The sequence below is a fragment of the Qipengyuania proteolytica genome (assembly GCF_019711565.1).
Taxonomy (GTDB): Bacteria; Pseudomonadota; Alphaproteobacteria; order Sphingomonadales; family Sphingomonadaceae; genus Qipengyuania; species Qipengyuania proteolytica.
In genome coordinates, this window is the sequence record NZ_JAIGNN010000001.1 from 176,811 (window position 1) to 203,533 (window position 26,723).

Here is a 26,723-nt window from a genome sequence, read left to right on the forward strand (position 1 = left end):
CCTTCGTCCATTTTCTCGTTGCGCCCTAGCTGGGGACTGGGCCGCATGGATGCAATGAACGAGCCCCCGCGCAAGGTCCGCCTGGACAAGAAAAAAGCCCGGCTGGCGAACCAACCGGGCTTGGAAAGTCTTGGGAGAGGATGCCTAAAAGGCAGGTGGAGATATGCTTGTGCGGCGCAGCATTCGCAAGTGCGAAAAGAACAAGCTCGATTGCATGAGACGCAACTCAGGCGGCGAGTTACCGGGCAATGCATTGAAAATCCTGAGCATGTTTCTCTATCGCCATATTCGTCCCTGCTGCAACGCAGCGAAACTGGCGGCTAATCCGGTGACGCTACGGCACACGCGTGACAGACTCGCACGGAGCGGTTAAGCGCACCAGCCATGAACAAGCTCTACCCCGATGCCGCCGCTGCCCTCGACGGGCTGCTCAAGGACGACATGCTTATCGCGAGCGGGGGTTTCGGCCTCTGCGGCATCCCCGAGAGACTGCTTGAAGCGATCCGGGACTCGGGTGTGAAGGGCCTGACCTTCGCCAGCAACAATGCCGGGATCGACAACGAGGGCATCGGCATGCTGCTGCGCACGCGGCAGGTGAAAAAGATGATCTCGAGCTATGTCGGCGAGAACAAGGAGTTCGAGCGGCAATTTCTCTCGGGCGAGCTCGAGGTCGAGTTCTGCCCGCAGGGTACGCTTGCCGAACGGATGCGCGCGGGCGGCGCCGGCATTCCCGGCTTCTATACCAAGACCGGCGTCGGCACGCAGGTGGCCGAGGGCAAGGAAACCAAGACGTTCGGTGGCGAGGAATACATCCTCGAACGCGGGATCTTCGCCGACCTAGCCATCGTCAAGGCGTGGAAGGCCGACGAAACCGGCAACCTCGTGTTCCGCAAGACTGCCCGCAACTTCAACTTCCCCGCAGCGACTTGCGGCAAGGTCTGCGTGGTGGAAGTCGAAGAAATCGTGCCGACCGGCACCCTCGACCCCGACTGCATCCATCTGCCGGGCATCTACGTCCAGCGCATGATCGTGGGCGCGCCCTACGACAGGAAGATCGAATTCGTCACCACCCGCCCGCGCGAGACCGCGTAAGGTGGCCGCGAAGCACGCCGATCACGCAAGCATCGAGCGCACGGTCGACGCCGTCTATGCGGCGATCTCCGGCCCCGCAGGGGTCGAGCGCGACTGGGATGCGATGCGCGCACTGTACTTGCCGCAGGCGCGCCTGACCGCGATTCGCGCCGACGGAATCGAGAGTGGGACGCTGGAGGAGTACATCGCGTCGAAGCGCGACTTCCTCGTCGCCAACGGCTTCTGCGAAGGCACGCTGGTCAACCGCATCCTGGTCTACGGCGACATCGCGCATGTCTGGTCTTCCTATTCGGGCGACTGGACCGAGCCCGACGGCAAGAAGGGCGCAACGCGCGGCATCAACTCTTTCCAGTTGATGCGTCAGACCGACGATAGCTGGCGCGTCCTCTCGATCCTCTGGCAGGTCGAAATGCCTGGCCTGCCCCTGCCCGCCGATATGGAGACGGCTGCATGAGAACCCTTGCCTTCACCACGCTCGCCCTGGCCCTTGCCGGATGCGCCACGGCCCAGGCGCCCGAAGTCGCCGGCACCCCGTCTGCGCCCGTTTCCCCAGGAGAACAGGCCGCGCCTGACGGCATGCGCTGGCTCTATGGTTCGGGCGAAGCGGCCGGAGCGTCGATCCAGGCATGGCGCCAGCTCGCCGACTACGCCGTTGCAGTCAGCCGGATGCGCAAGATGCCCGAATCCGTGCCCATGGGCGTGCCGGATGCCGAAGGTGGGATCGGATCGCCGTCCTGCGTTGCCGACGACGGGAAGGTGAAGCCTTTCGCCGCCGTGTTCGATGTCGACGAGACGGTCCTCCTCAACAACGGCTACGAATATTGGGCCGCCTATTCCGGCAAGCCCTTTGTCGCCGAGGAGTGGGCGCAGTGGGCCAACGGCGGTGCCGGCATCGCCGCGCCGGTTCCGGGTGCGGTCACCGGCCTGCGCCGCCTCCGCGAGGCCGGCATCACGGTGGTCTTCAACACCAATCGCAATACCGAGAATGCCGCCGGAACCGCTGCTGCGATCGAGGCGGTCGGCGCAGGGCCGGCAATCCATCTCGACAATCTGTTCCTGCGCGGAGACGATGCCATGGGTGGCCGCAAGGATGGTCGCCGCTCCATGATTGCCGAGCGCTATTGCGTGATCGTACTGGCGGGCGACAATCTCGGCGACTTTGCCGATGTCTTCAACGCCAATGAAGACGCAATCCAGGCCCGCCGCGCCATGGTCGCACGCGGTGAATACGCACAGTTGTGGGGCAATGGCTGGTTCCTCATTCCGAACCCCGTCTACGGCGCGTGGCAGAAGGGCAAACTGGACGAGGTCTTTCCGCCGGAAGCGCGCTGGATGCCCTCCGATGCGACCGATGCACCGAACACGATGAACGAGAGCGAATGACGATGAACGACACCGCAGAAAAGATCGGCTGGGACCGCAACCAGATGGCCGCCCGCGCGGCCAAGGAGCTGGAAGACGGTTACTACGTCAATCTCGGTATCGGCATCCCCACGCTGGTCGCCAATCACATTCCCGAAGGCATGCATGTGACGCTGCAGAGCGAGAACGGCATGCTGGGCATCGGCCCCTTCCCTTATGAAGGCGAGGAAGACGCGGACCTCATCAACGCGGGCAAGCAGACCATCAGCGAACTGCCGCACAGCGCCTATTTCGACAGCGCGGCGAGCTTCGCCATGATCCGTGGCGGCCATATCGACCTGACCGTACTTGGCGCGATGGAAGTCGCCCAGAACGGGGACATCGCCAATTGGATGATTCCCGGCAAGATGATCAAGGGCATGGGCGGCGCGATGGACCTCGTCGCCGGCGTGAAGAAGATCATCGTGGTGATGGAACACACGGCCAAGGACGGCAGCCCGAAGTTCATCCCCGAATGTACCTTGCCGCTGACCGGCAAGAACGTGGTCGACATGATCATCACCGACCTCGCCGTCTTCCAGCGGCCGGAACATGATAGCCCGTTCCGGCTGATCGAGCTCGCGCCGGGGGTGACGGCGGAGGATATCGCGGCGAAGACCACGGCGAATTACGTTTCCTAACGCAACGGGCCTTGCCTCCGGGCGCGGGTTTCAGCACTCTCCGGTTGGAGCAGGGAGAGCTTGACATGCCGATGAACCGCGTTTGCGAGATGACCGGGGCGGAATTTCCGCTGTTTGCCTTCAGCCACTGCCGCGATGTCGTGGCGGCGGTGAGCAAGGCGGGCGGCTTTGGCGTGCTCGGCGCGACGCGGTTCAGCCCGGACCAGTTGGAAGAGGAGCTCGCCTGGATCGACTCGCATGTCGACGGTGCGCCCTATGGTGTCGACGTGCTCGTGCCCGAGGTGATCGACCCGCGGGTGCGCGAATTGGGCGACAACAGGAGCCGCGCGGCCGCCATCGATCCCGCCTACCAGGGCTTCGTCAACGAGGTGCTCGGCCATTACGGCATCGCGCCGGAGCCCGAAATGCCGATCCTGCGCGAGCGCATGGGCATCACCCCCGAGAACGGCCTTGCCTTGATGGAGGTCGCCTTCCGCCATCCGATCCGCCTCATCGCCAATGCGCTCGGTATCGCGCCGTCGGCGATGATCGAGGAGGGCAAGAAGCGCGGCGTGCCGGTCGCCGCGCTGGTCGGCGCCAAGGAGCACGCGATCCGGCAGGCCGAGGCGGGGGTCGACATCATCGTTGCGCAGGGCACCGAGGCGGGCGGGCATTGCGGCGAGGTGTCAACGCTGGTGCTGATCCCCGAAGTCGTCCGCGAACTCGCGCGCGCCGGTCACAAGATCCCGGTGCTTGCTGCGGGCGGAATCATGACCGGCGGTCAGATGGCCGGGATGATGGCTGCAGGCGCGCAAGGCGCGTGGACCGGATCGATCTGGCTGGCGACGCCCGAGGCAGAGACGAGCGAGGCGTTTCGCGAGAAGATGGTGGCCGCGCGCAGCCGCGACACGGTCCGCTCGCGCAGTCGTACCGGCAAGCCCGCGCGCCAGCTCAAGACCGCATGGCACGATGCGTGGGACTCCGCAGATGGCCCGGGCACGCTGCCGATGCCGCTTATGGGAATGGTGTCCGAACCCGCCTTCGCCCGGATCGAGCGCGAGGCGGCAGCCGGCAACGCAGAGGCGCGCGAGCTGGTGAGCTATTTTGTCGGCCAGGGCGTGGGCCTTGTCGAGCAGGTCAGATCGAGTCGGCAGGTGGTCCAGGATTTCCGCGAGGAGTTCATAGAAGCGGTGAGCGGCCTTGCCGGGCTACTGAACGAATAGGACCCTCGCCAGACCCGCAAAGCTGTGAGATAACCGCATCATCGGTTTGCACAACGCCTTCCGGAACCGATTCCTCAATGTGCTCGGGTCGATCTACATTTACAACGAACAATGAGGCTACACCTCGCTCAATCGCGTGCTCGAAGCGGTGCGCGCCCGCTGCCCGGACGATGCCGCGTTCATCGCCGCCGTCGAGAAACACCGGGCGGACGAGGAAAAGCACTATCGCATGTTCCGTCGATGGTTCGAGTTGCGCGGGCAGATGCCGCTCAAGGTCGACCGGACCTGCGGCCATATCGATCATTTCATCGAGACGGTCTTCGGCTGCACGATCGACGAACTCGATACCCAGGCGATCGTGGCCGATGGCGATGAATTCGAGAAGCTGTGCCGTGTCATCATGATCACCGAACAACGCGGAATGGACCAGGTCGAGGTGCTGCTGAAGAATTCCCATATCCGCTCCGACAAGGCGATGAAGCGTATCTTCGAGGTCGTGGAGAAGGACGAACCGAGCCATTGGAGGCCGTATGACACATGGCTCCGCACGCATGGTCGCCGCCCGAAGCCACGCTGGCGCGAGCGCTGGACCGACTACTGGATCCATAAATCGCTGATGCTGGCAAAGCTTCCCGCGGTGTTCGTCAATCGCAAGAGTCCGCGACTGTCGAGCTGGCCAGATGAAGACCCCGACGCTTACGCCATCTGACACTTGACCGCATGCCGTGGCTGGCCCAGCAGCACGCTCATGTGGCTCGACAAACCTCGCAATCCGAATGCCCCGCTCGCCGGGCTCAAGGTCCTGGAACTTGCCCGCGTATTGGCGGGACCATGGGCCGGCCAGATCCTCGCGGATCTCGGCGCGGACGTGATCAAGGTCGAGAGCCCCGAAGGCGACAACACCCGCATCTGGGGCCCGCCCTGGGTCGAGCATGGCGGGGAGCGGACCGCCGCCTATTACCACGCCTGCAATCGCGGAAAGCGCGGGATCGTGGCGGATTTCCGCGACGAGCATGACCTCGCGGGGGTCGCCGAGCTGGCAGCGAGTGCCGATGTCGTGCTCGAGAATTTCAAGCCGGGTGCGCTCGCCAAGTTCGGGCTCGACTATGCCACGGTTGCCGCTGCGAGTCCCGCAGTCGTCTATTGCTCGATCACGGGCTTCGGCCAGGATGGGCCACGCCGCAACGAGCCGGGCTACGACTTCGTCATCCAGGCGATGAGCGGCTTCATGGCACTGACAGGCGAGCCCGAGGGCGAGCCGATGAAGATGGGCGTCTCGATCAGCGACTTATCGACCGGGCTATGGGCCGCCAACGCCGTGCAGGCAGCCTTGCTGATGCGTCACCGCACCGGCAAGGGGCAGTGGATCGACATGAGCCTGCTCGATTGCTCGGTCGGCCTGCTGGCCAACCAGGCGATGAACTATTTCGCAAGCGGGCAAACGCCTCCGCGGATGGGCAATGCACATGCGCAGGTGAGCGCCTATGGCGTTTTTCCGACCCAGGACGGGCCTGTCGTGCTCGCACCCGCGAACGATGCGCTGTTCCGCAAACTGCTCAAGGTGCTGGAGCGCAACGATCTCGTCGCCGACGAGCGGTTCGCGAGCAATGAGGGCCGCATCACCCATCGCGCAGAAATCGACCGGGAGATCGCGCGCTCGACGCAGGACTGGGTTCGCGCCGCCCTACTGACCGCTTGTGCCGAAGCTGGCGTGCCTGCCGGACCGATCAACGATCTCGACGAGGTCTTCGCCGATCCGCAGGTCATCGCGCGGGGTCTGAAGATCGAGCTCGACGGCATGCCGGGCGTCCGCAGCCCCTTCCGTTTTTCCGACGCCGAGCTTGCGCTCGATGCGCCCTCGCCCGTCAAGGGCCAGCACGGGTGGAGCCGCGGCCAAGCCGCTTGGCAGCGCACGCCCCATTGACCTCCGCCATTAATTTCTGTAATTACAGAAATACAGAAACGGAGCCGAGTCGTGGCCGAGATCATGGACATCCCCGAAGCCCGCGCCTTCATCCTGCATTGGGGGGAGATGGGCAGCCAATGGGGCGTCAACCGCTCGGTCGCGCAGATCCACGCGCTGCTCTATCTCAGCGACCGCCCGCGGCATGCGGAAGATATCTGCGAGAAGCTCGGCCTCGCCCGCTCGAATGTCTCGAACGGTCTCAAGGAATTGCAGTCCTACCAGATCGTCCGGCGCGTGCATGTGGAGGGCGACCGGCGCGACCATTTCACCGCCGATACCGACCTGTGGGACCTGCTCATGAAGATCACCGCCGAGCGCAAGCGGCGCGAGATCGACCCCACGATCCAGCTGCTCGGCGAGCTTGCCGAAAGCCTCGACGGTCGCGCCGATGTGCCCGCCCATGTGAAGGAGCGCATCGGGCGGATGCATGACTTCATCGGCACGCTGGCGAACTGGTACGCCGACGTCCGCCGCCTGCCCAAGTCGACCCTTGTCACGCTGATGAAGCTCGGCGGCAAGGTCGCTCGCCTGCTGCCGGGCGGCAGCAAGACCCCCGCCTGACCCGCAAGCAAAGGAAGTCCGCCTCATGGACCATAAACCGCAAAACCAGATTTCTCAAATTCCAGAAACTTCAGACAAACCGTGGCTTTCCTTCTTGCGCCACTTTGTCGGGGCTTGGGGCTGGGGGATGCTGTCCGGTCTCGCGGCACTGGTTGTCGGGACACCTTTCATTAGCCCCGCAACTTGGAATCTCTATGAGGTCGCCATGTTTACTTTCTCAATGGGGGTATTCGTCGGCATCTTCGCACTCGGTGGCATGCTGATGATCGGCCTGCCCCTCACCGTCCTCTTGCGGGCAATCGGGAAAGAAAATGCGGCCGTCTATGCGGCTCTTGGTTTCATCGCGGGCTTCCTCATCATAGCGATCATTTCGGACTTCCCGCGACACTCCAACCGAGAAGACCTGCTCTTCCTTGCAGCAGGCACAATCGCCGGTCTTGCCGCAGCCTTGCGTTGGGGCCGCTGGCGGCAAAGCCGCTCCGCGGCACGCCACCGACCGATGCCAGAGAAACGCACCAATCCCATCCACGACCTGATCCACTGAAGGAGACCTGCAATGATCGAGATTAGCTATGCCCTCTACCTGCTCCTCAGCCTCGGGCTCACGGTCTGGGTTGCCCGCACGCTGTCGAAGAACGGGATCGTGTTCCTGATCGAATGTTTCGGCCATGACGAGGTTCTCGCGCGCAGTACCAACCACTTGCTCGTGGTCGGCTTCTACCTCGTCAACCTCGGGTGGATCCTGCTGACGCTGCAGTTCGGGAGCGAGCCGCAAACGGTCGCGGACATGTTCCGCTTCCTCAGCACGAAGCTCGGGATCGTGGTGGTCGTGCTGGGCGCCATGCACTTCTTCAACATGAACGCCATCGCCAAGTTCGGTCGCAAGGTCGGCCAGTGGCTGCGCGAGGACAGCTTCGGCAATCCTGTCGAGCCGAAGGCGGAGGGCGTCGTGCTGCGCTGAACCGCCGGCCTGAAGGAGAAAGGGCGGCTCCCGCGAGCCGCCCTTTTCGTGTCAGCCGATGGCGGCCTTGAGGTCGTCCACCAGATCGGTGCGCTCCCACGGGAAGCGGTCTTCATCCGCCTTGCGCCCGAAGTGCCCGTAAGCCGCGCTGATCCGGTAGATCGGTTTGTTGAGCCCCAGATGCATGCGAATCCCGCGCGGGGTCAGTCCCCCGAGTTTCTCGATCGAGGCGATCGCATCCTCGAGGCCTTCGTCGGTCACCCCCTCTGCGCCCGTGCCGTGCGTATCGACATAGAGCGAGAGCGGCTTCGACACGCCGATGGCATAGCTCAGCTGGATCGTGCAGCGCTTGGCCAGCCCCGCCGCGACGATGTTCTTCGCGAGGTAACGCGTGATGTAGGCCGCCGAGCGGTCGACCTTCGTCGGGTCCTTCCCGCTGAACGCGCCGCCGCCATGCGGCGCCGCCCCGCCATAGGTGTCGACAATGATCTTGCGACCCGTCAGGCCCGCATCGCCGTCCGGGCCGCCGATCTCGAAGGCGCCGGTCGGATTGATGTGCCATTCGGTCTGATCGGTGATCCAGCCGTCGGGCAGGATGTCCGTGACGACACCCTTAACATAGGCCTTGAGTTCGGCTTCTTTCTCGCCCTGGTGATAGCCCTTGGCATGCTGGGTCGAGACGACGACGGCCGTGCATTCGACCGGCCGCCCGTTCTCGTAGCGCAGGGTCAGCTGGCTCTTGGCATCGGGTTCGAGAAAGGGGGCGGCGCCGCTCTTGCGATCGGCCGCGAGGCGTTCGAGGATCTTGTGGCTGTAGTCGAGCGTCGCAGGCATCAGGTCGGGCGTTTCGTCGCAGGCGAAACCGAACATGATGCCTTGGTCGCCCGCGCCTTCGTCCTTGTTTCCGCTCGCATCGACGCCCTGTGCAATCTCGGACGACTGGCCGTGGAGGTGATTTTCGAACGTCAGCGTCTTCCAGTGGAACCCCGCCTGCTCGTAGCCGATCTCTCGCACGGTCCGGCGAACGGCCTTCTCGATCTCTTCCTTGGCGCCTGGAGCCCAGCCGCCGTTCTCGGCCCAGTCTGGGTTCTTGGCATCGTACATCGGCGCGCAGCGAATCTCGCCCGACAGGATGACGCGCTGCGTCGTCGTCATGGTCTCGCAGGCAACGCGCGCCTCAGGGTCCTTGGCCAGCATCAGGTCGACAATCGCATCCGAAATCTGGTCCGAAACCTTGTCGGGATGGCCTTCCGAAACGCTTTCGGAGGTGAAGAGGTAATTGGTGCGCATACCGCCGAATATCCCGATATAAAGATGTCTTTATGTGTGAGACGTGGCGTAGCCGCCCCGGCGTCTCATTACAACCAGCGATCCGGCTAATAAGGCGATCCCCCAAACGAGCGTAAGCCAGTGTCCCAGCTTGGCAAAAAGGGTAGGCGCAGCCGCGGGTGGCACGAGCGTGTCGATCCGGCCCGCGACATGCCGGCCTAGGTGTTCGCGCACCACCCCGCGTGCATCGACGACAGCGCTGATGCCGGTTGTTGTCGAGCGCAAAACTGGCAGGCCCTCCTCCGCCGCGCGCATTCGCGATTGCCCCAGGTGCTGCGGCGGACCCCAGCTTCCGAACCAGCCGTCGTTCGAGGGGTTGAAGATGTAGTCGGGCCGGTTGGCAGGGTCGACCACCTCACCCGAGAAGATGATTTCGTAGCAGATCTGCATTCCCGCCTTGCCGAACAGGCCGAGGTCCTGCGTGCGCGGTCCGGGGCCGGGGATGAAGTCGATCGTGCCTGCCACGAGCCTAGACGCCCCCAGCGGCTCGAGCAGCCAGCGCAGCGCGAGGTATTCGCCATAGGGCACGAGATGCGCCTTGGCGTAGCGCCGGCCCAGATTGCCCTGCGGGTCGATCGAGGTGATCGCATTGTAAGCGCCGACGGCCCGCAGTCGCCCATCCTCGATCCCTATCTCGAGATCGACCAGCCCTGTTAGCAGCAGCGCATCGCGGCCGATCACGCTGCCGATCCGCTTGCGCGCGAAGACCGGGTCGCCGCCGGCGGTCATCTGGTCGTAATAGCGCTGCGGATAGCCGTCGCGCAGGTAGTCCGGCACGCCGCTTTCGGGCCAAAGCACGAGACGGCGCTCGAGCCGCTGCAACGGCATGGAAAGCTTTGCAAGGGTCTGGAACTGGTCTTCGAACTTGCTCGGATCGTCGATCTCTTCCTGCCGCAGGTTGGGCTGGACCAGGGTGAGGGGGAGGTCGCCCTCCTCACCCTTGCCCGCTGGCCAGTAGATCCCTGCGGCGAGGACCGCGGCGCTCATTGCCAGCACCAGCCAGCGCCGGCCGAGAGCCAGCCAGGCCAGCAGCACCGACACGGCGACCGCGATTCCCGACAGCGCATAGGTGCCGGTAAACGGGAGCAGGAACCCCAGACCGGTGCGATCCATCGGCCCCATCAGCGCGAGCGAGAACGGGCCCCAGGCATAGCCGGTGAAGACCCAGCTGCGCAGCCATTCGGCGAGCACCCAGCTGGCACCAAGCGCCAGGGCGAACGCCGGAAGCCTGGCGTCGCGAACGATGGCCTTGGCCAGCAGCGCAGCAAGCCCGGGATAGACCGCGAGGTAAAGCGAGAGGAGCGGCACCGCGACCCACCCGAGCACCGCAGGCATCTCCGCCTGATAGGTGAAAGCGGTCGCGATCCAGTTGTTGGTGACGGTGAAATGCGCGACGCCGAACAGCCAGCCGAGCCGGAAGGCGGCCTTGCGGGTGGAGCTGTGGGCGACCAGCAAAGCAAAACCGCCCATCGCAGCCAGCGCCAGCGGCCAGAGCTGCAAAGGCTGGAAACCCAGCGCGGCAAGCGCGCCGAGCAGGAGGGCGACCCAGTTCGGGTGGCGGCGGGCGAAACCGGGGAGCGTATCCATCGGTTTCGCCTCTATTCGATCAGCCGGGCCGATCAAGCGCGATCAGGCCGCGCTCGCCTCTTCGTCCGCATCCTTCTTGCGGCGACGGCGCGGCGCGGGCTTGGCATCGCCATCGTCGTCGTTCGAGCCGATCGAGGGCGGCAGTACCGCCGCGTCAATTTCGCCTTCGCTGCCGGCCTGGCCGTCGTCGCTCTTCTTCGCCTTGCGCGGGGCGCGGCGCTTCTTGGGCTCGTCCTCTTCGCGGCGGGTGAAGGGGTTCTCTTCGGGCTCGAATTCGCTGTCGCCATCGTCACGCTTGCGCGAGCGCTTGCCGCGATTGTCCCGGCTGTCGCGATTGTCGCGGCCTTCGCCATCGTTCTGGTCGTCGCGGCGACCGCGCTGGCGACGGTTGTCCGCGCGGCGGTCGTCCTGATCGTCGCCATCGTCGTCGTCCGACTGGTCGCGCTCGTTCGGGCGGCCGCCCTTGGCTTCGTCCTGGCGCGCCTTGTTGTCGGCGATCACGCGGAAGTAATGGTCTGCGAACTGCAGGTAGTATTCGGCCTGCACGCGGTCGCCATTGTGCTGGGCGTCCTGCGCGAGCTTCTTGTACTTGTCGAGCAGCTGGGGGGCATTGCCCCGGGCGCGGCTGTCGATCCGGTTGGCATTGTTGCCGCCGCCCTGGTTCCGGTTGTTGCCGCGACCGCGACGACGGTTATTCCGATTGTTGTTCAAGGAACTCTGATCCTCATTCATGGCGCGGCGCGGACCCCCGGTCCGGCTATGGCCGCCTTGCCCCTTGCGCGCCCGCGCTTGTCGCATGGCACGTGCTCCGTTTCGTGCATGGTATGCAGGGCCGTGGCCATGCACCGTAGCTGCAGATGTCGGAGCTTCGACCGGTGGGACGGACATGCCGCGCACCACTGGCCTGCGGCCAGAGGTAGAGGGTCGAATCGGCTTTGCCAAGCCTTATCTGAGAATCAGTGCCCGGGGGCGTCCCGCAAGGTCGCGTCGAAGCTCTACCGAGAACCCCGAGTCGCGGGCAATCCCGCCCACGCTATCCGCTTGAGTCGAGCCGATTTCGAGTATCGCTACCCCGCCAGGCAGAAGAAGCTTGCCAAGCTGAGGGACGATCGCCCGATAGTCGTCAAGCCCTTGCGGTCCGGCGAACAGGGCCGAAGCCGGTTCGTAGTCGCGGACGTCGGGATCGAGCGCGGCATCGTCCTCGACATAGGGCGGGTTGCACAGGATCAGGTCGAACTGGCCGAGGTCGTCCGACCAGCCTTCGTTCGTCCAGTCGCGCAAGGCGAATTTGGCCTGCTTGCGACCAAGACCAAGGATCTGCGCGTTGTTTTCCGCGACATACAGCGCGGCCTGAGAAGCGTCGATGGCGATGCCCGAGGACCCTTCGATCTCCAGCAGCGCAGTCACGAACAGTGCGCCCGAGCCCGTACCGAGGTCCAGCACTCGCTTCGCGCCGCCCGCCACGTCCTTTGCGGCATAGATCAGGGTCTCGCTGTCCGAACGCGGGATCAGGACGTCTGGCGTAACCCTGAACGTTCGCCCGAAGAACTCCTGGTTTCCGAGGATATACGCCAGGGGTTCGCGCGCAAGGCGGCGCTCGATCAGTGCATCGAACCCGTCCGGCACTGAGGCACCATCGATATCGAGCCGCCAGAGGTCGGTCCGGGGGAATTTCGATGCGAGCGACATGAGGTATTCCGCGTCGAGACGCGGCGTGTCGCTGACGTCCGCAAGACGCTCGGCTGCCAGGCGGATCGCGTCGCCGACCCTCACTCTTCCATCGCCGCCAGCCGCTTGGCCTCGTCCTCGGCGATCAGCGCGTCGACCAGTTCACCGAGGCCCGGCCCGGCGATGATCTGCGGGAGCTTCTGCAAGGTCAGGCCGATGCGGTGGTCGGTGACGCGGCCCTGCGGGTAATTATAGGTGCGGATGCGCTCCGACCGGTCGCCCGAGCCGACCATGGCCTTGCGCGCCTCGGCCTCGGCCCCGTGCGCCGCGTCGCGCTGCTGTTCGTAGAGCCGCGCGCGCAGCACCTGCATCGCCTTCTCGCGGTTCTTGTGCTGGCTGCGCCCGTCCTGGCAGGTCACCACTAGACCGGTCGGCAAGTGCGTGATGCGGATTGCGCTGTCGGTGGTGTTGACGTGCTGGCCGCCCGCCCCGCTGGCGCGATAGGTGTCGATCTTGAGGTCCTTCTCCTCGACCTGCACATCGACCTCGTCGGGCTCGGGCAGCACGGCGACGGTTGCCGCCGAGGTGTGGATGCGCCCGCCGCTTTCGGTCTCGGGCACGCGCTGGACGCGATGGACGCCGCTCTCGAACTTGAGTTTCGCGAAAACGCCGGTGCCGGTGACGTTGGCGACGATTTCCTTGAAGCCGCCCACTTCGGACGCGCTCATGCTGACCGGCTCGACCTTCCAGCCCTGTTCGGCGGCGAAGCGTTCGTACATGCGGTAGAGGTCGCCGGCGAACAGTGCCGCCTCGTCGCCGCCCGTGCCGGCGCGGATTTCGAGCATGGCGGGCTTGGCATCGGCGCTGTCGCGCGGGAGCATGGCGAGGGAGAGCTCGCGCTCGGCCTCGGGCAAGCGCTTCCTGAGCGTCGCCAGCTCCTCTTCGGCCATGGCCTTCATCTCAGGATCTGCGAGCATTGCCTCGAGGCTCGCAATCTCCTCGCGCGCGGCCTTCACTTCGGCGGCGACCCTGGCCACCGGCTCCAGCTCGGCATAGTCGCGGCTCGCCTTGACGAATTCATCGCCCTCGAGCTGGCCCGAGGCCATGCGCGCTTCGAGCTCGGCGAAGCGGTGGGCGATCTGGTCGAGGCGTTCGGCGGGGATGGTCATGGGGTCGAAGGCGACAAAGGCGACTCGGTGTCGCCTTTGCAAGGGATTTCCAGGCTATTGAAACACAATGCTTTTTTCGCGCCCTGAGCGGTTAAGGCGACACAAGGGCCGTTTTTTCGCCCCCCCCTTTGCCCAAACCGCACCGACGGAAGGCCCCGCGCAATAGCGAAACGGGGGCGGAGTAGGAAAGGGTTTCTGGCAGTGAGCCCGGTATCATGTCCGGGGCGACGGCTCTCGATTACTCAGTACTGCGACTATCTTGCTGCTATCGCCTTCTCCGGAAATCCCGTGATAGCCCCTCTCATCGACACGCAGAATATGCTGCGGATCTTGCTTGACGGCCTTGTCGTAGCGCTTCTTCGGAGAGCCAGTGGCCATGATGTCAGCAATCACACCGCCTGCGCGAAGTTCGGCGAGGAGTTTGATCGCCTCAGCCATGCCAGCGTCGTCTTCAACCAGTACCATCGCTTCGAGGCGCTCTGGCATTTTCTCCCCCACCAGCATCGCCAGCCGCTCGATCCCCGCGGCCCAGCCCACCGCGGGCGTGGGCGCGCCGCCGAGGCTTTCCATCAGCCCGTCGTAGCGCCCGCCGCCGAGGATCGTGCTTTGCGAGCCGAGCTTTCCGGCCGCCTCGCTGCCCTCGTCGGGGATGAACTCAAACGCCGTGTGGCGATAATAGTCGAGCCCGCGCACGAGGCTTTCCGCCCGCGTCCACTTCACGCCCGCCGCGTCGAGCCCGCTCGTCACCGCATCGAAGAACGCGCGCGCATCGTCCGAGAGGAACTGGTCGATCTTCGGCGCATCCGCCACGAAACGCTGGTCGCGGCGGTCCTTGCTGTCGAGGATGCGGAGCGGGTTCTTCTCGAGCCGCTCCTGCGAATCTTCGCTCAACTCGTCCTTTACCGCGCGGAAATGCTCGACCAGTGCGGCGCGCCAGGCTTCGCGGCTGTCGCCGTCGCCCAGCGTGTTGAGATGCAACGTCACGCCTGTGATCCCGAGCTCCTTGAGCAGCTGGTCGGCCATCGCGAGCAGTTCCACATCCGCCTGCGGCTCGGCCGCGCCGATGATCTCCGCGTCGATCTGGTGGAACTGGCGATAGCGGCCCTTCTGCGGGCGCTCGTAGCGGAACAGCGGCCCATGCGTCGCGACCTTCAGCGGCGCGTGCTGCTGCCAGCCGTTCGACAGATAGGCGCGCGCGATCCCGGCGGTGAACTCGGGCCGCAGGGTCAGGCTGTCGCCGCCGCGATCCTCGAAGCTGTACATTTCCTTGGAGACCACATCGGTCGTCTCGCCGATGGCGCGGCTGAACACCTCGGTCTTCTCGAACACCGGCATCTCGACCCGCCGGAAGCGGTAGAGCTTGCGCACGCGTTCGAAGGTTTCGACGACGAAGGCGAAGGCCTCGGCGTCGGGCCCGAAAATGTCCTGCGTTCCGCGAATGGCTTGGGGGGTTTTCGACATGGCAGGCGCGATTAGGACTATCGTCCCCCTTCCGCAATGCTTCGCGAGCCGCTAGGGCGCGCCGCGAAGTCTTTCTGGGGAGAGGGGCGTTTCAGTTTCCGCCTCGCGGCGCAACCTACAAAGAGTGAGCGACAATGCGCATCGACATGATCCCCGTGGGCGAAAACCCGCCCGAGAGCCTCAACGTCATCATCGAAGTGCCGACGGGCGGCGAGCCGGTGAAGTACGAGTTCGACAAGGATTCCGGCGCCCTATTCGTCGACCGCATCCTGCACACCCCGATGCGCTATCCGGCGAACTACGGTTTCATCCCGCACACGCTCAGCCCCGATGGCGACCCGCTCGACGCGCTGGTCATCGCGCGTTCGCCCTTCATCCCGGGCTGCGTGGTGCGCTCGCGCCCGATCGGCGTGCTCAATCTCGAAGACGAGCATGGCGGCGACGAGAAGCTGATCTGCGTGCCGGTCGACACGACCTTCCCCTATTACTCGGACGTCGGCGAGACCAAGGACCTGCCCTCGATCATCTTCCAGCAGATCGAGCACTTCTTCACCCACTACAAGGATCTCGAGGCCGAGAAGTGGGTCCGCGTCGGCGCCTGGGGCGATGCCGCCGAAGCGCGCAAGATCGTGCGCGAGGCGATCGAGCGTTATCAGCGAAGCTGATCTTTTTGGCCTTTCGCTCGCACATCCGTGCGAGCGTCCTCGGGGCGATCCCTCCGCTGCGCTACGGGCCCCTGCGGGCGGGCAGTCGCCCTGGCCGGGCCTCCGCCGGCCCGGTTTCAGCGCCAAGCTCTAGCCTCCAAGAGCACCGAACGAAGTGAGGCAAGCGTGACCACGCGCCCGCAGCGGGCGCAGCTTGCTGCGCGTCTAGCGAGGACGCACCCGCGGAGGCGGGTGCGAGACACCTACGGAATTCATTCCACCGGGCGGGCGTGGTCGAGGAGGTCCTTCTCCTGCCCGCCGCCCGACTGGCGCCGCTCCTGCTCCACCATTTCGACGATCTCGTCGGCCGGGCGGACGTCCTCGTCGGTTTCGGTGACGGTGACCTGCCGCACGGTCTTCTTCGGTTCCGGAAGCAGTGCCGCTCCGTCCTGGGCGAAGGGAATGCTGGCCGAGCGCGGATCGAAGCGGAGGCGGTAAATCGGCTCCGGCAGGCCGAACCCGGCATCCTCGAGCGCGGTCTTCACCGCCGGGATCGCCTGGCTCTGCGCCTTCCACCAATCGGTCTCGCGCTGGTCGATCCAGCCGAGGAAGCGGATCACCACGTTCGAATCTCCGACCTGCATGATGCGCCCCTCGGGCGGCGGGTCGGCAAGCACGAAGTCGAGCCCCGCCAGCGTATCGCGGCCCAGCTGGCGGGCGGCGCGTGCATCGTCGTCGGCATCGACGCCCAGTTCGAATTCGAAGCGCCGCTGCGGGTTGCGAGTGTAGTTGAGGATCACCGCGCGAAAGACCTGTCCGTTGGGAATGCGCAGGTGGTTTCCATCGAGCGTCATCAGGATCGTCGCGCGGCTGGTGAGGCGGATCACCCGCCCTTCGCGGTCGTCGATCTTGACCCAGTCGTTGGCGCGGAACGGCTGGCGCAGGCTAAGCATCAGCGACGCGACGTAGTTCTCGATCGTGTCGCGCATCGCGAAACCGAGCGCGATGCCGACCACGCCCGCGCCGCCGAGCACCGCGCCGAGCAGCGCGGTCGCCCCGATCATGTCGAGCGCGACGACGAGGCCGCCGACGATGGCGATGAAGCGGATCGCGCTGGCGATCAGGTCGGCAAGGAAACTGTTGGGCGCAATGCGATGCCAGAGCGCACCGAGGCCTGCGATGAGGTAGCCGATGAGGACGATACCCGCCCATACGAGCAGCGCGATGCCGATCAGCGGGAGCATCCGCACCAGTCCGGCCCAGCGATCGGCAAGGCTCGACAGGCCCGCGGTCCCGGCGCTGAGCGACACGTCGCGCTCCAGCCCGTTCTCCACCGTGACGACGCCCGAAACGCGCGAGGCGATTTCTTCCGCGCGCGCGACATCGCCTTCCGCAGGCACGGTGCCGGACAGCGTGACCACGCCCTCGCGAACCTCGACCGTAACTTGGCCAAATGCGGGAAGCGCGGCGAAGATGCCGGTAATCCGTTCGGCGATCCGCTCGTCCGCGCCGTCATCCTGCGTCGATGCGATTGTCTGGCCCGGCGTGGGCGCCGCGGCCGGTTCGGCGGGCGCGGCTTCGGGCAACTGCGCGGAGAGCGGTGCGGCCAGAAACAGGAGCGCTGCGAGGACCAGCCGCGCGATCATTCGCCGGCCACCGACATGCCGTCGATCCGGAAGGTCGGCACATCGATGCCGTATTTGAATTCGAGGTCGTTGGCGGGCACCAGCGCCCGGAACATCTCGGGCAGCGTGCCCGCAATGGTAATTTCCGACACCGGTCCGGCGATCTCCCCGCCGATAATACGGAAACCGCTCGCACCCCGGCTGTAATCGCCGGTGACGAGGTTGACGCCCTGCCCGAACAGGCCGGTGACGTAGAGCCCGTCCTCGATATCGGCGATAAGCTCTGCGACGCTGGCGGTGCCCGGTTCCATCATGACATTACTCACGGAAACGCCGGGCGATCCCCCGCCGCCCCGGCTCGCATGGCCGGTGAGGCCCAGCCCGAGCTGGCTGGCCGAGGCGACATTGGTGAGCCAGCCGAAAATCCGTCCCCCCTCGACCAGCGCCCGCGCGGTGGCCTGCACGCCCTCGCCATCGAACACGCGCGAGCGCAAGCCGCGCTTGCGGTGCGGGTCCTCGACCACGCGGATCGCGTTGTCGAACAGCGCCTCGTCCTCGCGCCCGAGCAGGAAGCTCGCCTTGCGCGCGATCGCCGGCGCACCCATCGCGCCGAGCAGATGGCCGAGCACGCCGTTGCCGACCCGCGGATCGAACACCACCGGCATCCGCTTCGACGGCAGCGAGCCCGGGCCGAGCTTGCGCACCACGCGCTCGCCCGCTTCGGTGCCGATGCTCGCCGCATCGGGCAGGTCCGCGCGGAAGCGCTTCGTCGCATAGGCGTAGTCGGTCTCCATCCCGCTGCTGTCGCCCGCGACCACGCTGGCCGAGATCGAATGCGAGCCGCTGGTGTGGCCACGCGCAAAACCGTTGGAGGTGGCAAGGCCGAAAACGCCGCGCGAGGCGCTGGCGCTGCCGCCGTTGGAATTGGTCACGCCCGCCACCGCTCGGCCTGCATCCTCCGCTGCCAGCGCCGCTTCGCGCAGCTCCTGCGGACTCGGCTCGGCGGGATCGAACAGTTCGAGATCGGGGTAGTCGCCCGTGAACAGGCGCTCTTCCGGCACCAGCCCGGCGTAGGGGTCTTCCGGCGCCAGACGCGCCATTTCCACCGCACGCTGCGCCAGCATCGCGAGTCCCTCGGGTGCGAAATCGCTGGTGTTGATCGAGGATGAGCGCCGGCCAACAAAGACGCGCAGGCTGATCTCCTCGCTCTCCGAACGTTCGACCTCTTCCAGTTCGCCCAACCGCACCGAGACACTTTCGGAGGCGCTGGCCCGGCAGGCCGCATCGGCGGCATCCGCACCATGCTTGCGCGCGAGTTCGACGAGGTCCTGGCAGCGCGCGACTGCCGCATCGCTGGAGATCATTGCGAGGGATTTCCGCCATTTGTCATGACGGTGGAGGTAGGGCCGGCGGCTGCCCGTGGCAACCGCGCGAACGCCTTATGCGAAGAGGACGCGGAAAATGCCCGTCAGCACCAGCGGCGTCGCGATGGCCAGGGCCCAGAGCGCGATCTGGTCACGGCGGAAGGCACCGGCCAACGCGGGATCATGCGCCTGCTCGTCATTCAGATGGGTCCAGCGGCTCTCGTACTTGCGGCAGAATGGGATGATTGCGACCACCAGCACGATGAGCGCAAAATAGGGGGCGATCCTCATCGAACCGCCCATGGCACCCTTCATCGCCTGGACCGTCACGAAGATCTGCAGGGCGGTGTAGACCAGCAGCGCGATCGCGACATTGTCGCTCATCGCCTTGCGCCAGTCGCGCGTTTCGCCGGCTGTCTTGCTCTCGTGAAGCGCCTTGGTCACAGCACTCTCCCCGTTTTTATCAACCCGAGTCGTATTGTTTCAAATTTGCGGCACACTGGCAAGCGCGCGCATGGATGTTGCGCGGGACTGTCCCGCAACGGGCGTAACACCGTCCATGCACGAATCCTGCCAGTTTCGTCGATCAATCGCCCGCGCGGGGTTTTCAGCCGCGTCGCACCTGCCTATGTCGCGGCCATGGCAGACATCGACCAAACCACGGTAGCCGACCCGGTTTACGACGCCGCACCGCCGATCCCGCAGGGCGGGCTCGAAGTCATTTCGATCGCCAAGAGCTACGACAAGCGGGCGGTGTTGACCGATATCTCGCTCAGCGTCGGCAAGGGCGAGGTGCTCGGCCTGCTCGGCCCGAACGGGGCGGGCAAAACGACCTGCTTCTATTCGATCATGGGCCTCGTGCGGCCGGATGCCGGGCGTATCCTGATGGACGGGCAGGATGTCACCAATTTGCCGATGTACCGCCGTGCGATCCTCGGCCTCGGTTACTTGCCGCAGGAAACCAGCATCTTCCGCGGCATGACCGTGGAGCAGAACATCAATTGCGTGCTCGAGATGGTCGAGCCGGACGACGACACCCGCGCCGCCGAGCTCGAGCGCCTGCTCGACGAATTCGGCCTGACGCGCCTGCGCGCCAGCCCCGCGATGGCGCTGTCGGGCGGCGAACGCCGCCGCTGCGAAATCGCCCGCGCGCTGGCTGCCAAGCCGTCGATCATGCTGCTCGACGAACCCTTCGCCGGGATCGACCCGCTGTCGATCAGCGACATCCGCGACCTTGTGAAGGATCTCAAGACGCGCGGCATCGGCGTGCTGATCACCGATCACAATGTGCGCGAGACGCTCGAGATCGTCGACCGCGCCTGCATCATTTATGGCGGCCAAGTGCTGTTCGCGGGCACCCCGCAAGCCCTGGTGGCGGACGAAAACGTGAAGCGCCTGTATCTCGGTGAGAATTTCTCGCTGTGAGTTTGGCAGGACCAGCGCGTGTGCTTCGACAGGCTCAGCATGAGCGGGTGTGGCACCTCAAGGCCGCGAAAAACCCGCTCGGCCTGAGCCTGTCGAAGGCCACGCGCTGACCTGAGCATTTCCCGATGGCGCTGACCCCCCGCCTGGACCTCCGGCAAACCCAGTCGCTGGTAATGACGCCGCAGCTGCAGCAGGCGATCAAGCTGCTGGCGCTGTCCAATCTCGAGATCGAAACCTTCGTCGGCGAGGCGCTCGAATCCAATCCGTTGCTCGAAATGGGCGAAGTGCGCCGCGAGGCGGGCGAAGATGCACCGCCCGAGCCGGGCGAGCACGACAGCGCTCCCGACTTCGACGGCAATGAAGCATTGGACGTCGCGAGCCACGCGCTCGATCCCGAAGCGGCGCCGGGGGACATGGGCGACTGGGGCCGTGCGGCGTCATCGGGCGGACTCGGCGACGAACTGCCCGATCTCGAAAACCGTTCGAGCGACGGGCCGACACTGGCGGAGCACCTGCTCGACCAGGTCGGCGCGGCGTCCTACTCGCAGGGCGAGGCGCTGATCGCCGCGCGCATAATCGGCGAGCTCGACGAGGCGGGCTATCTCCACACCGACCTGCGCAGCATTGCCGCGGACCTCGGCGCTTCGCTCGACGAGGTCGAGGACGCGCTGCTGCTCGTCCAGTCGCTGGACCCCACCGGCGTGGGCGCGCGCGACCTTGCCGAATGCCTGATGCTGCAGGCCAAGGAAGCCGACCGCTACGATCCCTGCATGGCGCGGCTGATCGAGAACCTCGACCTCGTCGTGAAGGGCGAGGTCGCGCGGCTCAAGCGGCTGTGCCAGGTCGACGACGAGGATTTCGCCGACATGCTGGCGGAGCTCCGGCAGTACGATCCCAAGCCCGGCTGCCGCTATGGCGGGGACCGCGAGGCGGCGATCGTGCCCGACGTGCTGGTCGGCGCGAAAGCCGATGGCTGGGACATCCGCCTAAACGAGGCGAGCCTGCCGCGGCTGGTGGTGAACCGCGAATATTATGTCGAGCTGAAGGCCGGCGCGCGCGACAAGGCCTCGCTCGCCTGGCTCAACGAACAGCTGGGCGAAGCCGACTGGCTCATCCGCGCGCTTGACCAGCGCCAGCGCACCATCCTCAAGACCGCCGCCGAAATCGTTAAGCGGCAGGAGGGCTTTTTCCGCCAAGGGGTTACCGCGATGCGCCCCCTGACCTTGCGCGAAGTGGCCGAAGCGATCGAGATGCACGAAAGCACCGTCAGCCGGGTGACCAGCAACAAGTATCTCGCGTGTCCCCGCGGCACGTTCGAGCTGAAGTACTTCTTCTCCAGCGGGGTCGCCGCGGCCGATGGCGAAGGCGCCTCGAGTGAAGCTATCAAGGCCCGCATCCGCGCCCTGTGCGAGGGGGAGGACCCCAAGAAGGTCTTGTCCGACGAGGCGCTGGCAGGCCTGCTCAAGCAAGAGGGCTATGATCTCGCCCGCCGGACCGTCGCCAAATACCGCGAGGCGATCGGCATCGGCTCGAGCGCAGAAAGACGCCGCGCCAAGAAGCTGAAGAATTTGTGAGTCCGATCTGCAACACGTAAAAAAGTTAACGCGCTTTACCTCACGTTAACCTTTTCCGTTCAGACCTGCTGTGGTTAATTCATGGGAACACCTCTTAGCGAGGGGTTACCAAGGGGCACTAGGGACCAAACGGGGGACATCCCATGCGTGTACTGCTGATCGAAGACGAACCGACGACCGCCAAGGCGATCGAGCTGATGCTCACGACCGAAGGCTTCAATGTCTACTCGACCGATCTGGGCGAAGAAGGCCTCGATCTCGGCAAGCTGTATGATTACGATATCATTCTGCTCGACCTGAACCTGCCCGACATGCATGGTTACGACGTGCTCAAGAAGCTGCGCGTCGCCAAGGTGCAGACCCCGGTCCTGATCCTCTCGGGCATCGCCGAGATGGACAGCAAGATCCGCTCGTTCGGCTTCGGCGCCGACGATTACGTGACCAAGCCCTTCCACCGCGAGGAACTGGTCGCCCGCATCCACGCCGTAGTGCGCCGCTCTAAGGGCCACAGCCAGTCGATCATCCGCACCGGCAAGCTGGCCGTGAACCTCGACGCGAAGACCGTCGAAGTCGACGGCGCCCGCGTCCACCTGACCGGCAAGGAATATGCCATGCTGGAGCTGCTTTCGCTCCGCAAGGGCACCACGCTGACCAAGGAAATGTTCCTCAACCACCTCTACGGCGGCATGGACGAGCCCGAACTCAAGATCATCGACGTGTTCATCTGCAAGCTGCGCAAGAAATTGAGCCACGCCTGCGGCGGCGAGAACTACATCGAGACCGTATGGGGCCGCGGCTACGTGCTGCGCGATCCGAACGAAGAGGCGGAAGCCGCCTGATAACGAATACTCCTGGACGGGATTAGCGAGGACGCCCGGAGCTTTCGAGCCCCGGGCGTTTTCGTATTTTCATTCCGCAGCCGCAAAGCCGAATTTGCTTGGAAGCATTTGGGCAATCTGCGATTTCCCGCGCGATAGTGTGACAGGCTGAACGGGTTCCATGGCGATTCTCTCGGACTATTCGGCCCAGATCGGCCTTGCCCTGCTGGTCCTCACCTTTATCGGCTTCCTGTTGGAACGGCTTCCGCCGGTAACGATTGCCGTCGTTTCAGGCGTGCTGATGATGGCGCTGGGCTATCTTTCGCCGAAGGACATGCTGGGGACCTTCGCCAATTCCGCGCCGATCACCATCGCGGCCATGTTCATCCTTTCCGGCGCGCTGCTGCGGACCGGCGCGCTCGAAGGCGTATCCGGCTGGGTCGTGCGCCGCACGCTGCGCAAGCCGCGCCTCGCGGTGGCGGAGATCGGTGCGGGGACGCTGGCGGCGTCCGCCTTCATGAACAACACGCCCGTCGTGATCGTGATGATCCCGGTGGTGAAGCGCCTCGCCCGCGTGCTGCGCGTCGCCACGACCAAGCTGCTCATCCCGCTGTCCTATCTCACCATCCTGGGCGGCACGCTTACGCTGATCGGCACCTCGACCAATCTGCTGGTAGACGGCGTGGCGCAGGAACAGGGCCAGCAGCCCTTCGGCATTTTCGAGATCACCGGCGTGGGCATAGTGGCCATGCTCGCCGGGGTCGCGGTCCTCATCCTCCTCGGCCCAACACTCCTGCCCGACCGCCGTCCAAGGATCGAGGACGAGGAGCCGGACGGCGACCTCTTCCTAACCCACCTCACCCTCAATCCCCACAGCCGCTATGTCGGCCAGCGCATCGCCGACGCCGGCTTCGCCCTGCGCCCCGGCCTGACCGTGCAGGGCATCATGCGGAGCGGGAAACTGGTGCGCAAGAATTTCGGCGACGAAATCCTGGCGGGCGGCGACCAGCTGGTGGTGGCGGCCAGTCCCGAGGAGATCACCTCACTCGCCGAAGCACCCGATTTCCGGACCGGTCTCGTCGGCGTCGGCGGCGGGGTGGCGACCGCCTTTCCCGAGCGCCCGCGCGACCTCCGCATCGTCGAAGCGGTCGTCTCCTCCTCGCATCCGGTGGTCGGCGAACGGCTGGCCGAAATTCCGCTGCTCTCGCGCTTGAGGGTGCGCGTGCTGGGCCTCTCGCGCCCGCGCCACCTCGCCGGGCCGACCCTTGCCGAAGTGCGCGTGCGCCCGGGCGACCGGCTGCTCGTCGCGGCAGGCAGCGATGCGGTCCAGTCGCTGCAGGGCAACATGCAATTCGTCGACGTCGGGGAAACCTCCGCGCGCTCGTTCCGGCGCAGCAAGGCCCCGATCGCGATCGCCACGCTGGCTGCCGTCGTCCTGGGCGCGGCGTTCTTCGGCCTGCCGATCGAAGCCCTTGCCGTAAGCGGCGTTGCCTTCGTGCTGTTGACCCGCTGTATCGAACCGAGCGATGCGTGGGAGAGCCTCGACGGCAATACCCTGGTGCTGATCTTCGGGATGCTGGCGTTCGGCAAGGGTCTCGACAATGCCGGGACGATCCAGCTGATCGTCGCCGCGATCGAACCCTATATCGCCGCGAGCTCGCCGCTGCTGCTGATATTCGTGATCTACGGCGTGACGAGCGTGATGACCGAAGCGGTGACCAACAATGCCATCGCGGTCATCATGACGCCGCTGGCGATCGGGCTGGCCGAGGCGGCGGGGATGGATGCCCGCCCGCTGATCGTCGCGGTGATGTTCGGGGCCAGCGCCAGCTTCGCCACCCCCATCGGCTACCAGACCAACACGCTGGTCTATGGCGCGGCGAATTATCGCTTTGCCGATTTCGTGAAGATCGGCGTGCCGATGAACATCGGTGTCGGCATCGCGACCTCGCTAGCAATCTGGATGTTCTTCGCCTGAGCCGCTAACGGGCGCGCCATGAGTGCATACAAGGAAGGCGACCCGACCACCCTCAACCGGCTTTACGGCCGCAGCCAGGGCAAGCCGCTGCGTGCTTCGCAGCAGGAGCTGGTCGACCGGCTGCTGCCGCAGATCGCGGCGCCCGCCGAAGGCCCGGTAACGGCCGAAACCCTGTTCGGCTTCGACCGGCCGCTGCATTTCGAGATCGGCTTCGGCGGCGGCGAGCACATGGCGGAACGCGCCGACATGCTGCCCGATCACGGCTTCATCGGGGCCGAGCCCTTCGTCAACGGCGTGGCGCAGGCGCTGACCCATGTGCGCGACCGCACGCTCGCGAATGTCCGCATCCATCACGGCGATGCGCTGGAGGTGCTGCGGCGCGTGCCCGATGGCGCGCTGACCATGCTCTACCTGCTGCATCCCGACCCCTGGCCCAAGGCCAAGCATGCCAAGCGGCGGATGATGAACGACGGGCCGGTGCGGATGATCGCGGACAAGCTCAAGCCCGGCGGCGAGTTCCGCTTCGGCACCGACCACGCAATCTACCTGCGCCACGCGTTGATGGTGATGCGCCGCTTCACCGACGAATTCGAATGGGTGGTCGAAGGCCCCGCCAGCTGGCGGAACCGTCCCTCCGGCTGGCCCGAGACGCGCTACGAGCACAAGGCGCGCACGGTCTACGGCCACGAGGTCTGGTACTTCCGCTTCCGGCGCAAATAGCGAGGGCCGCCCCGGCGGGACGGCCCTGCTCCAGACATCGCAAGAGGATCAGAAGCGCAGGCCGACGCCTGCCACGATCTGGTCGGTTTTCGCATCGCCGAAATCGGCATCCGCGATGTTATTGTATTGCGAGCGCCGGTATTCGATCCGCCCTTCGAGCGGTCCCGGCAGCTGCACCTGCAGGCCGCCGCCGAAGCGCAGGCCGTCGGCATTTTCCTCGAGGTCCGAGAGCGACCCGGCCGAGGTGAAGGCGCGGGTGTCGAGTGCGGTATAGCCGACCTTGCCATAGGCCGCGATGCCGGGCGTCAGGGCGACACCGGCACGAGCACCGATGTAATACTGGCCATCGGCGTCGAGGCCGTCGCGCGCCCCGGCGAAGCTGTCGGGAAACTCGGTCGATCCACCGCTCTTGGAGAGCTCGCCCTCGACGCCGACGAAGGCACTGCCGAGCGACAGGTCGTATCCGGCGGTGATGCCGTAGACGGCGGAATCGGCGTCGGCGCTGATGCTGTCATCGCTCGATTCGACGTTCAGCCCCTCGTAGCCGGCCAATACGCCGACATAGAGCCCGCCGGGCGCCGTGTTCTGGTCCTGGGCCATCGCCGGGGCTGCGACCATCCCACCAGCGATGATGGCGAGTGCGACTGTCTTTTTCATTGGTAATCCTTTCAGATGCTGTTCGTGGCACCGGCAGGCGATTCCGCCCGGCGCGCTTGCGGCTGGATGAACCGCTCGACAGTCCGACGGGAGAATGCGACGAGGGGCGCGGCAATTCGACCAACCGTTGCCAGACGCACACGGAACGCCGACGCGGCTCGAACGCTTTGGCAAGGTCAGGCAAGGGAGCGACACATGGCAAACAAGACGGTTTTCATATTCGGCGCATCGCGCGGCATCGGGCTGGGCCTGGTCAAGGAATTCGCGAGCCGCGGCTGGCACGTGGTGGCGAGCGAGCGCAGCCGGAGCGACGATCTCCACGCGCTTGAGGGCGACAGTCTGCGCATAGTCACCGCCGACGTGACCGAGCCCGGCAGTTATGCCGACCTCGGCCTTGCCGATGGCGGGCTCGACGCGATCATTCTCAACGCCGGGATCACCGGTGCCAGCCACCAGTCGGCGCAGCAGGCGACGTCAGACGAGGTGGCCGAGGTCATGATGACCAACGCGTTCGGCCCGACCCGCGCGGCCAAGGCGCTGCTGCCCAAGCTGAAGGACGGCGGCACGCTGGCCGTCATGTCATCGCTAATGGGCTCGATCGCCGACAGCTCGGGCGGCTACGAGCTTTACCGCACGAGCAAGACCGCGCTCAACATGCTGGCCAAGGGCGTGGCCGAACAGGACGCCGCGGCGCGCGACATCGAGGTGCTCTCGCTCCACCCGGGCTGGGTGCAGACCGACATGGGCGGGCCGAATGCGACGCTGACCGTGGAGGAGAGCGTCAAGGGCCTCGCCGACGTGGTCGAGGGCGCGGGCGGCGGCGGCGGCTTCCGCTATGTCGATTACAGCGGGAAGACGCTTCCCTTCTGATCAGGCCTTC

Annotated in this window: 27 protein-coding genes; 17 read left to right on the plus strand and 10 right to left on the minus strand. The window is 65.5% G+C overall.

Annotation, left to right across the window (positions count from 1 at the left end):
- The first annotated feature begins 384 nt into the window (after positions 1-384).
- From K3172_RS00750 to K3172_RS00795, 10 genes are all read left to right on the plus strand, one after another.
- Positions 385-1,092: a CoA transferase subunit A gene (locus tag K3172_RS00750; RefSeq protein WP_221586578.1), complete on the plus strand. Its 708-nt coding sequence runs from the start codon at positions 385-387 to the stop codon at positions 1,090-1,092.
- Position 1,093: 1 nt separating this feature from the next.
- On the plus strand, positions 1,094-1,546 hold the full coding sequence (locus K3172_RS00755) for a YybH family protein (RefSeq protein ID WP_221586579.1): 453 nt from the start codon (positions 1,094-1,096) through the stop codon (positions 1,544-1,546).
- The gene (locus K3172_RS00760) at positions 1,543-2,475 is read left to right on the plus strand and encodes a 5'-nucleotidase, lipoprotein e(P4) family (RefSeq protein WP_221586580.1); all 933 of its coding nucleotides are present in this window, start codon (positions 1,543-1,545) and stop codon (positions 2,473-2,475) included. The genes K3172_RS00755 and K3172_RS00760 overlap by 4 nt, the downstream gene beginning before the upstream one ends.
- Positions 2,476-2,477: 2 nt before the next feature.
- Entirely contained in the window at positions 2,478-3,134 is a 657-nt protein-coding gene (locus tag K3172_RS00765; RefSeq protein WP_221586581.1) for a CoA transferase subunit B, read from the plus strand.
- A gap of 65 nt (positions 3,135-3,199) precedes the next feature.
- On the plus strand, positions 3,200-4,336 hold the full coding sequence (locus tag K3172_RS00770; RefSeq protein ID WP_221586582.1) for a nitronate monooxygenase: 1,137 nt from the start codon (positions 3,200-3,202) through the stop codon (positions 4,334-4,336).
- Between the two features lie 136 nt (positions 4,337-4,472).
- Positions 4,473-5,045 (plus strand): ferritin-like domain-containing protein, encoded by a 573-nt coding sequence (locus K3172_RS00775; RefSeq protein WP_247717884.1) that lies wholly within the window; start codon positions 4,473-4,475, stop codon positions 5,043-5,045.
- Positions 5,046-5,084: 39 nt separating this feature from the next.
- A complete protein-coding gene (locus K3172_RS00780) occupies positions 5,085-6,260 on the plus strand; it encodes a CaiB/BaiF CoA transferase family protein (RefSeq protein WP_221586583.1) in 1,176 nt (391 codons plus the stop codon).
- Positions 6,261-6,323: 63 nt separating this feature from the next.
- Entirely contained in the window at positions 6,324-6,863 is a 540-nt protein-coding gene (locus K3172_RS00785; RefSeq protein ID WP_221588894.1) for a GbsR/MarR family transcriptional regulator, read from the plus strand.
- Positions 6,864-6,888: 25 nt separating this feature from the next.
- The gene (locus K3172_RS00790) at positions 6,889-7,407 is read left to right on the plus strand and encodes a hypothetical protein (protein WP_221586584.1); all 519 of its coding nucleotides are present in this window, start codon (positions 6,889-6,891) and stop codon (positions 7,405-7,407) included.
- A gap of 12 nt (positions 7,408-7,419) precedes the next feature.
- Positions 7,420-7,824: a hypothetical protein gene (locus K3172_RS00795; protein WP_221586585.1), complete on the plus strand. Its 405-nt coding sequence runs from the start codon at positions 7,420-7,422 to the stop codon at positions 7,822-7,824.
- Positions 7,825-7,875: 51 nt separating this feature from the next.
- On the opposite strand, the gene metK is transcribed toward K3172_RS00795, so the two are convergent.
- From metK to hisS, 6 genes are all read right to left on the minus strand, one after another.
- Positions 7,876-9,114: a methionine adenosyltransferase gene (metK, locus tag K3172_RS00800; protein ID WP_221586586.1), complete on the minus strand. Its 1,239-nt coding sequence runs from the start codon at positions 9,112-9,114 to the stop codon at positions 7,876-7,878.
- 30 nt (positions 9,115-9,144) lie between these two features.
- A complete protein-coding gene (gene lnt / locus K3172_RS00805; RefSeq protein WP_221586587.1) occupies positions 9,145-10,740 on the minus strand; it encodes an apolipoprotein N-acyltransferase in 1,596 nt (531 codons plus the stop codon).
- Positions 10,741-10,782: 42 nt separating this feature from the next.
- Positions 10,783-11,451 (minus strand): DUF4167 domain-containing protein, encoded by a 669-nt coding sequence (locus tag K3172_RS00810; protein ID WP_247717885.1) that lies wholly within the window; start codon positions 11,449-11,451, stop codon positions 10,783-10,785.
- 234 nt (positions 11,452-11,685) lie between these two features.
- Complete coding sequence (gene prmC, locus K3172_RS00815; protein ID WP_221586589.1) at positions 11,686-12,513, minus strand: peptide chain release factor N(5)-glutamine methyltransferase; 828 nt, start codon at positions 12,511-12,513, stop codon at positions 11,686-11,688.
- On the minus strand, positions 12,510-13,577 hold the full coding sequence (prfA, locus tag K3172_RS00820; RefSeq protein ID WP_221586590.1) for a peptide chain release factor 1: 1,068 nt from the start codon (positions 13,575-13,577) through the stop codon (positions 12,510-12,512). Before prfA ends, prmC begins: the two co-directional genes overlap by 4 nt.
- A gap of 213 nt (positions 13,578-13,790) precedes the next feature.
- Positions 13,791-15,038, minus strand: a complete 1,248-nt coding sequence (hisS, locus tag K3172_RS00825; protein ID WP_221586591.1) for a histidine--tRNA ligase — start codon at positions 15,036-15,038, stop codon at positions 13,791-13,793.
- Positions 15,039-15,172: 134 nt separating this feature from the next.
- On the opposite strand from hisS, the gene ppa reads away from it, so the two are divergent.
- Positions 15,173-15,703, plus strand: coding sequence for an inorganic diphosphatase (ppa, locus tag K3172_RS00830; RefSeq protein WP_221586592.1), 531 nt, complete (start codon positions 15,173-15,175; stop codon positions 15,701-15,703).
- 251 nt (positions 15,704-15,954) lie between these two features.
- Here the strand turns inward: ppa and K3172_RS00835 are convergent, their stop codons facing one another.
- The 3 genes from K3172_RS00835 to K3172_RS00845 all read right to left on the minus strand — a co-directional run bounded on the left by K3172_RS00835 (position 15,955) and on the right by K3172_RS00845 (position 19,115).
- Entirely contained in the window at positions 15,955-17,328 is a 1,374-nt protein-coding gene (locus K3172_RS00835; RefSeq protein WP_221586593.1) for a mechanosensitive ion channel family protein, read from the minus strand.
- Positions 17,325-18,671 (minus strand): TldD/PmbA family protein, encoded by a 1,347-nt coding sequence (locus K3172_RS00840; protein WP_221586594.1) that lies wholly within the window; start codon positions 18,669-18,671, stop codon positions 17,325-17,327. Before K3172_RS00840 ends, K3172_RS00835 begins: the two co-directional genes overlap by 4 nt.
- 75 nt (positions 18,672-18,746) lie before the next feature.
- Positions 18,747-19,115, minus strand: coding sequence for a hypothetical protein (locus K3172_RS00845; protein ID WP_221586595.1), 369 nt, complete (start codon positions 19,113-19,115; stop codon positions 18,747-18,749).
- 195 nt (positions 19,116-19,310) lie between these two features.
- On the opposite strand from K3172_RS00845, the gene lptB reads away from it, so the two are divergent.
- The 5 genes from lptB to trmB all read left to right on the plus strand — a co-directional run bounded on the left by lptB (position 19,311) and on the right by trmB (position 25,186).
- Complete coding sequence (gene lptB, locus K3172_RS00850) at positions 19,311-20,096, plus strand: LPS export ABC transporter ATP-binding protein (RefSeq protein WP_221586596.1); 786 nt, start codon at positions 19,311-19,313, stop codon at positions 20,094-20,096.
- A 125-nt stretch (positions 20,097-20,221) separates the two neighbouring features.
- Positions 20,222-21,670 carry an RNA polymerase factor sigma-54 gene (gene rpoN, locus K3172_RS00855; protein WP_221586597.1) on the plus strand — a complete coding sequence of 483 codons (1,449 nt, stop codon included), beginning with the start codon at positions 20,222-20,224 and terminating at the stop codon, positions 21,668-21,670.
- A 143-nt stretch (positions 21,671-21,813) separates the two neighbouring features.
- On the plus strand, positions 21,814-22,509 hold the full coding sequence (gene ctrA, locus K3172_RS00860) for a response regulator transcription factor CtrA (protein WP_142787809.1): 696 nt from the start codon (positions 21,814-21,816) through the stop codon (positions 22,507-22,509).
- 160 nt (positions 22,510-22,669) lie between these two features.
- Positions 22,670-24,466 carry an SLC13 family permease gene (locus tag K3172_RS00865; RefSeq protein ID WP_221586598.1) on the plus strand — a complete coding sequence of 599 codons (1,797 nt, stop codon included), beginning with the start codon at positions 22,670-22,672 and terminating at the stop codon, positions 24,464-24,466.
- A gap of 18 nt (positions 24,467-24,484) precedes the next feature.
- A complete protein-coding gene (gene trmB, locus K3172_RS00870) occupies positions 24,485-25,186 on the plus strand; it encodes a tRNA (guanine(46)-N(7))-methyltransferase TrmB (protein WP_221586599.1) in 702 nt (233 codons plus the stop codon).
- A 48-nt stretch (positions 25,187-25,234) separates the two neighbouring features.
- On the opposite strand, the gene K3172_RS00875 is transcribed toward trmB, so the two are convergent.
- Positions 25,235-25,843, minus strand: coding sequence for an outer membrane protein (locus K3172_RS00875; RefSeq protein ID WP_221586600.1), 609 nt, complete (start codon positions 25,841-25,843; stop codon positions 25,235-25,237).
- 195 nt (positions 25,844-26,038) lie between these two features.
- Between K3172_RS00875 and K3172_RS00880 the strand changes: the two genes are divergently transcribed.
- The gene (locus K3172_RS00880) at positions 26,039-26,713 is read left to right on the plus strand and encodes an SDR family NAD(P)-dependent oxidoreductase (protein ID WP_221586601.1); all 675 of its coding nucleotides are present in this window, start codon (positions 26,039-26,041) and stop codon (positions 26,711-26,713) included.
- Positions 26,714-26,723 lie beyond the last annotated feature (10 nt).

Excerpts from the sequence above, each read along its gene's own strand:
- K3172_RS00780 (WP_221586583.1), top strand. The coding sequence starts at position 5,085 with ATGTGGCTCGACAAACCTCGCAATCCGAATGCCCCGCTCGCCGGGCTC.
- hisS (WP_221586591.1), bottom strand. The coding sequence starts at position 15,038 with ATGTCGAAAACCCCCCAAGCCATTCGCGGAACGCAGGACATTTTCGGG.
- K3172_RS00785 (WP_221588894.1), top strand. The coding sequence starts at position 6,324 with ATGGACATCCCCGAAGCCCGCGCCTTCATCCTGCATTGGGGGGAGATG.
- K3172_RS00750 (WP_221586578.1), top strand. The coding sequence starts at position 385 with ATGAACAAGCTCTACCCCGATGCCGCCGCTGCCCTCGACGGGCTGCTC.
- ctrA (WP_142787809.1), top strand. The coding sequence starts at position 21,814 with ATGCGTGTACTGCTGATCGAAGACGAACCGACGACCGCCAAGGCGATC.
- K3172_RS00880 (WP_221586601.1), top strand. The coding sequence starts at position 26,039 with ATGGCAAACAAGACGGTTTTCATATTCGGCGCATCGCGCGGCATCGGG.
- K3172_RS00865 (WP_221586598.1), top strand. The coding sequence starts at position 22,670 with ATGGCGATTCTCTCGGACTATTCGGCCCAGATCGGCCTTGCCCTGCTG.
- prfA (WP_221586590.1), bottom strand. The coding sequence starts at position 13,577 with ATGACCATCCCCGCCGAACGCCTCGACCAGATCGCCCACCGCTTCGCC.
- metK (WP_221586586.1), bottom strand. The coding sequence starts at position 9,114 with ATGCGCACCAATTACCTCTTCACCTCCGAAAGCGTTTCGGAAGGCCAT.
- K3172_RS00770 (WP_221586582.1), top strand. The coding sequence starts at position 3,200 with ATGCCGATGAACCGCGTTTGCGAGATGACCGGGGCGGAATTTCCGCTG.
- K3172_RS00840 (WP_221586594.1), bottom strand. The coding sequence starts at position 18,671 with ATGATCTCCAGCGATGCGGCAGTCGCGCGCTGCCAGGACCTCGTCGAA.
- ppa (WP_221586592.1), top strand. The coding sequence starts at position 15,173 with ATGCGCATCGACATGATCCCCGTGGGCGAAAACCCGCCCGAGAGCCTC.
- trmB (WP_221586599.1), top strand. The coding sequence starts at position 24,485 with ATGAGTGCATACAAGGAAGGCGACCCGACCACCCTCAACCGGCTTTAC.
- rpoN (WP_221586597.1), top strand. The coding sequence starts at position 20,222 with ATGGCGCTGACCCCCCGCCTGGACCTCCGGCAAACCCAGTCGCTGGTA.
- K3172_RS00835 (WP_221586593.1), bottom strand. The coding sequence starts at position 17,328 with ATGATCGCGCGGCTGGTCCTCGCAGCGCTCCTGTTTCTGGCCGCACCG.
- lnt (WP_221586587.1), bottom strand. The coding sequence starts at position 10,740 with ATGGATACGCTCCCCGGTTTCGCCCGCCGCCACCCGAACTGGGTCGCC.
- K3172_RS00875 (WP_221586600.1), bottom strand. The coding sequence starts at position 25,843 with ATGAAAAAGACAGTCGCACTCGCCATCATCGCTGGTGGGATGGTCGCA.
- lptB (WP_221586596.1), top strand. The coding sequence starts at position 19,311 with ATGGCAGACATCGACCAAACCACGGTAGCCGACCCGGTTTACGACGCC.
- K3172_RS00760 (WP_221586580.1), top strand. The coding sequence starts at position 1,543 with ATGAGAACCCTTGCCTTCACCACGCTCGCCCTGGCCCTTGCCGGATGC.
- K3172_RS00765 (WP_221586581.1), top strand. The coding sequence starts at position 2,478 with ATGAACGACACCGCAGAAAAGATCGGCTGGGACCGCAACCAGATGGCC.
- K3172_RS00795 (WP_221586585.1), top strand. The coding sequence starts at position 7,420 with ATGATCGAGATTAGCTATGCCCTCTACCTGCTCCTCAGCCTCGGGCTC.
- K3172_RS00790 (WP_221586584.1), top strand. The coding sequence starts at position 6,889 with ATGGACCATAAACCGCAAAACCAGATTTCTCAAATTCCAGAAACTTCA.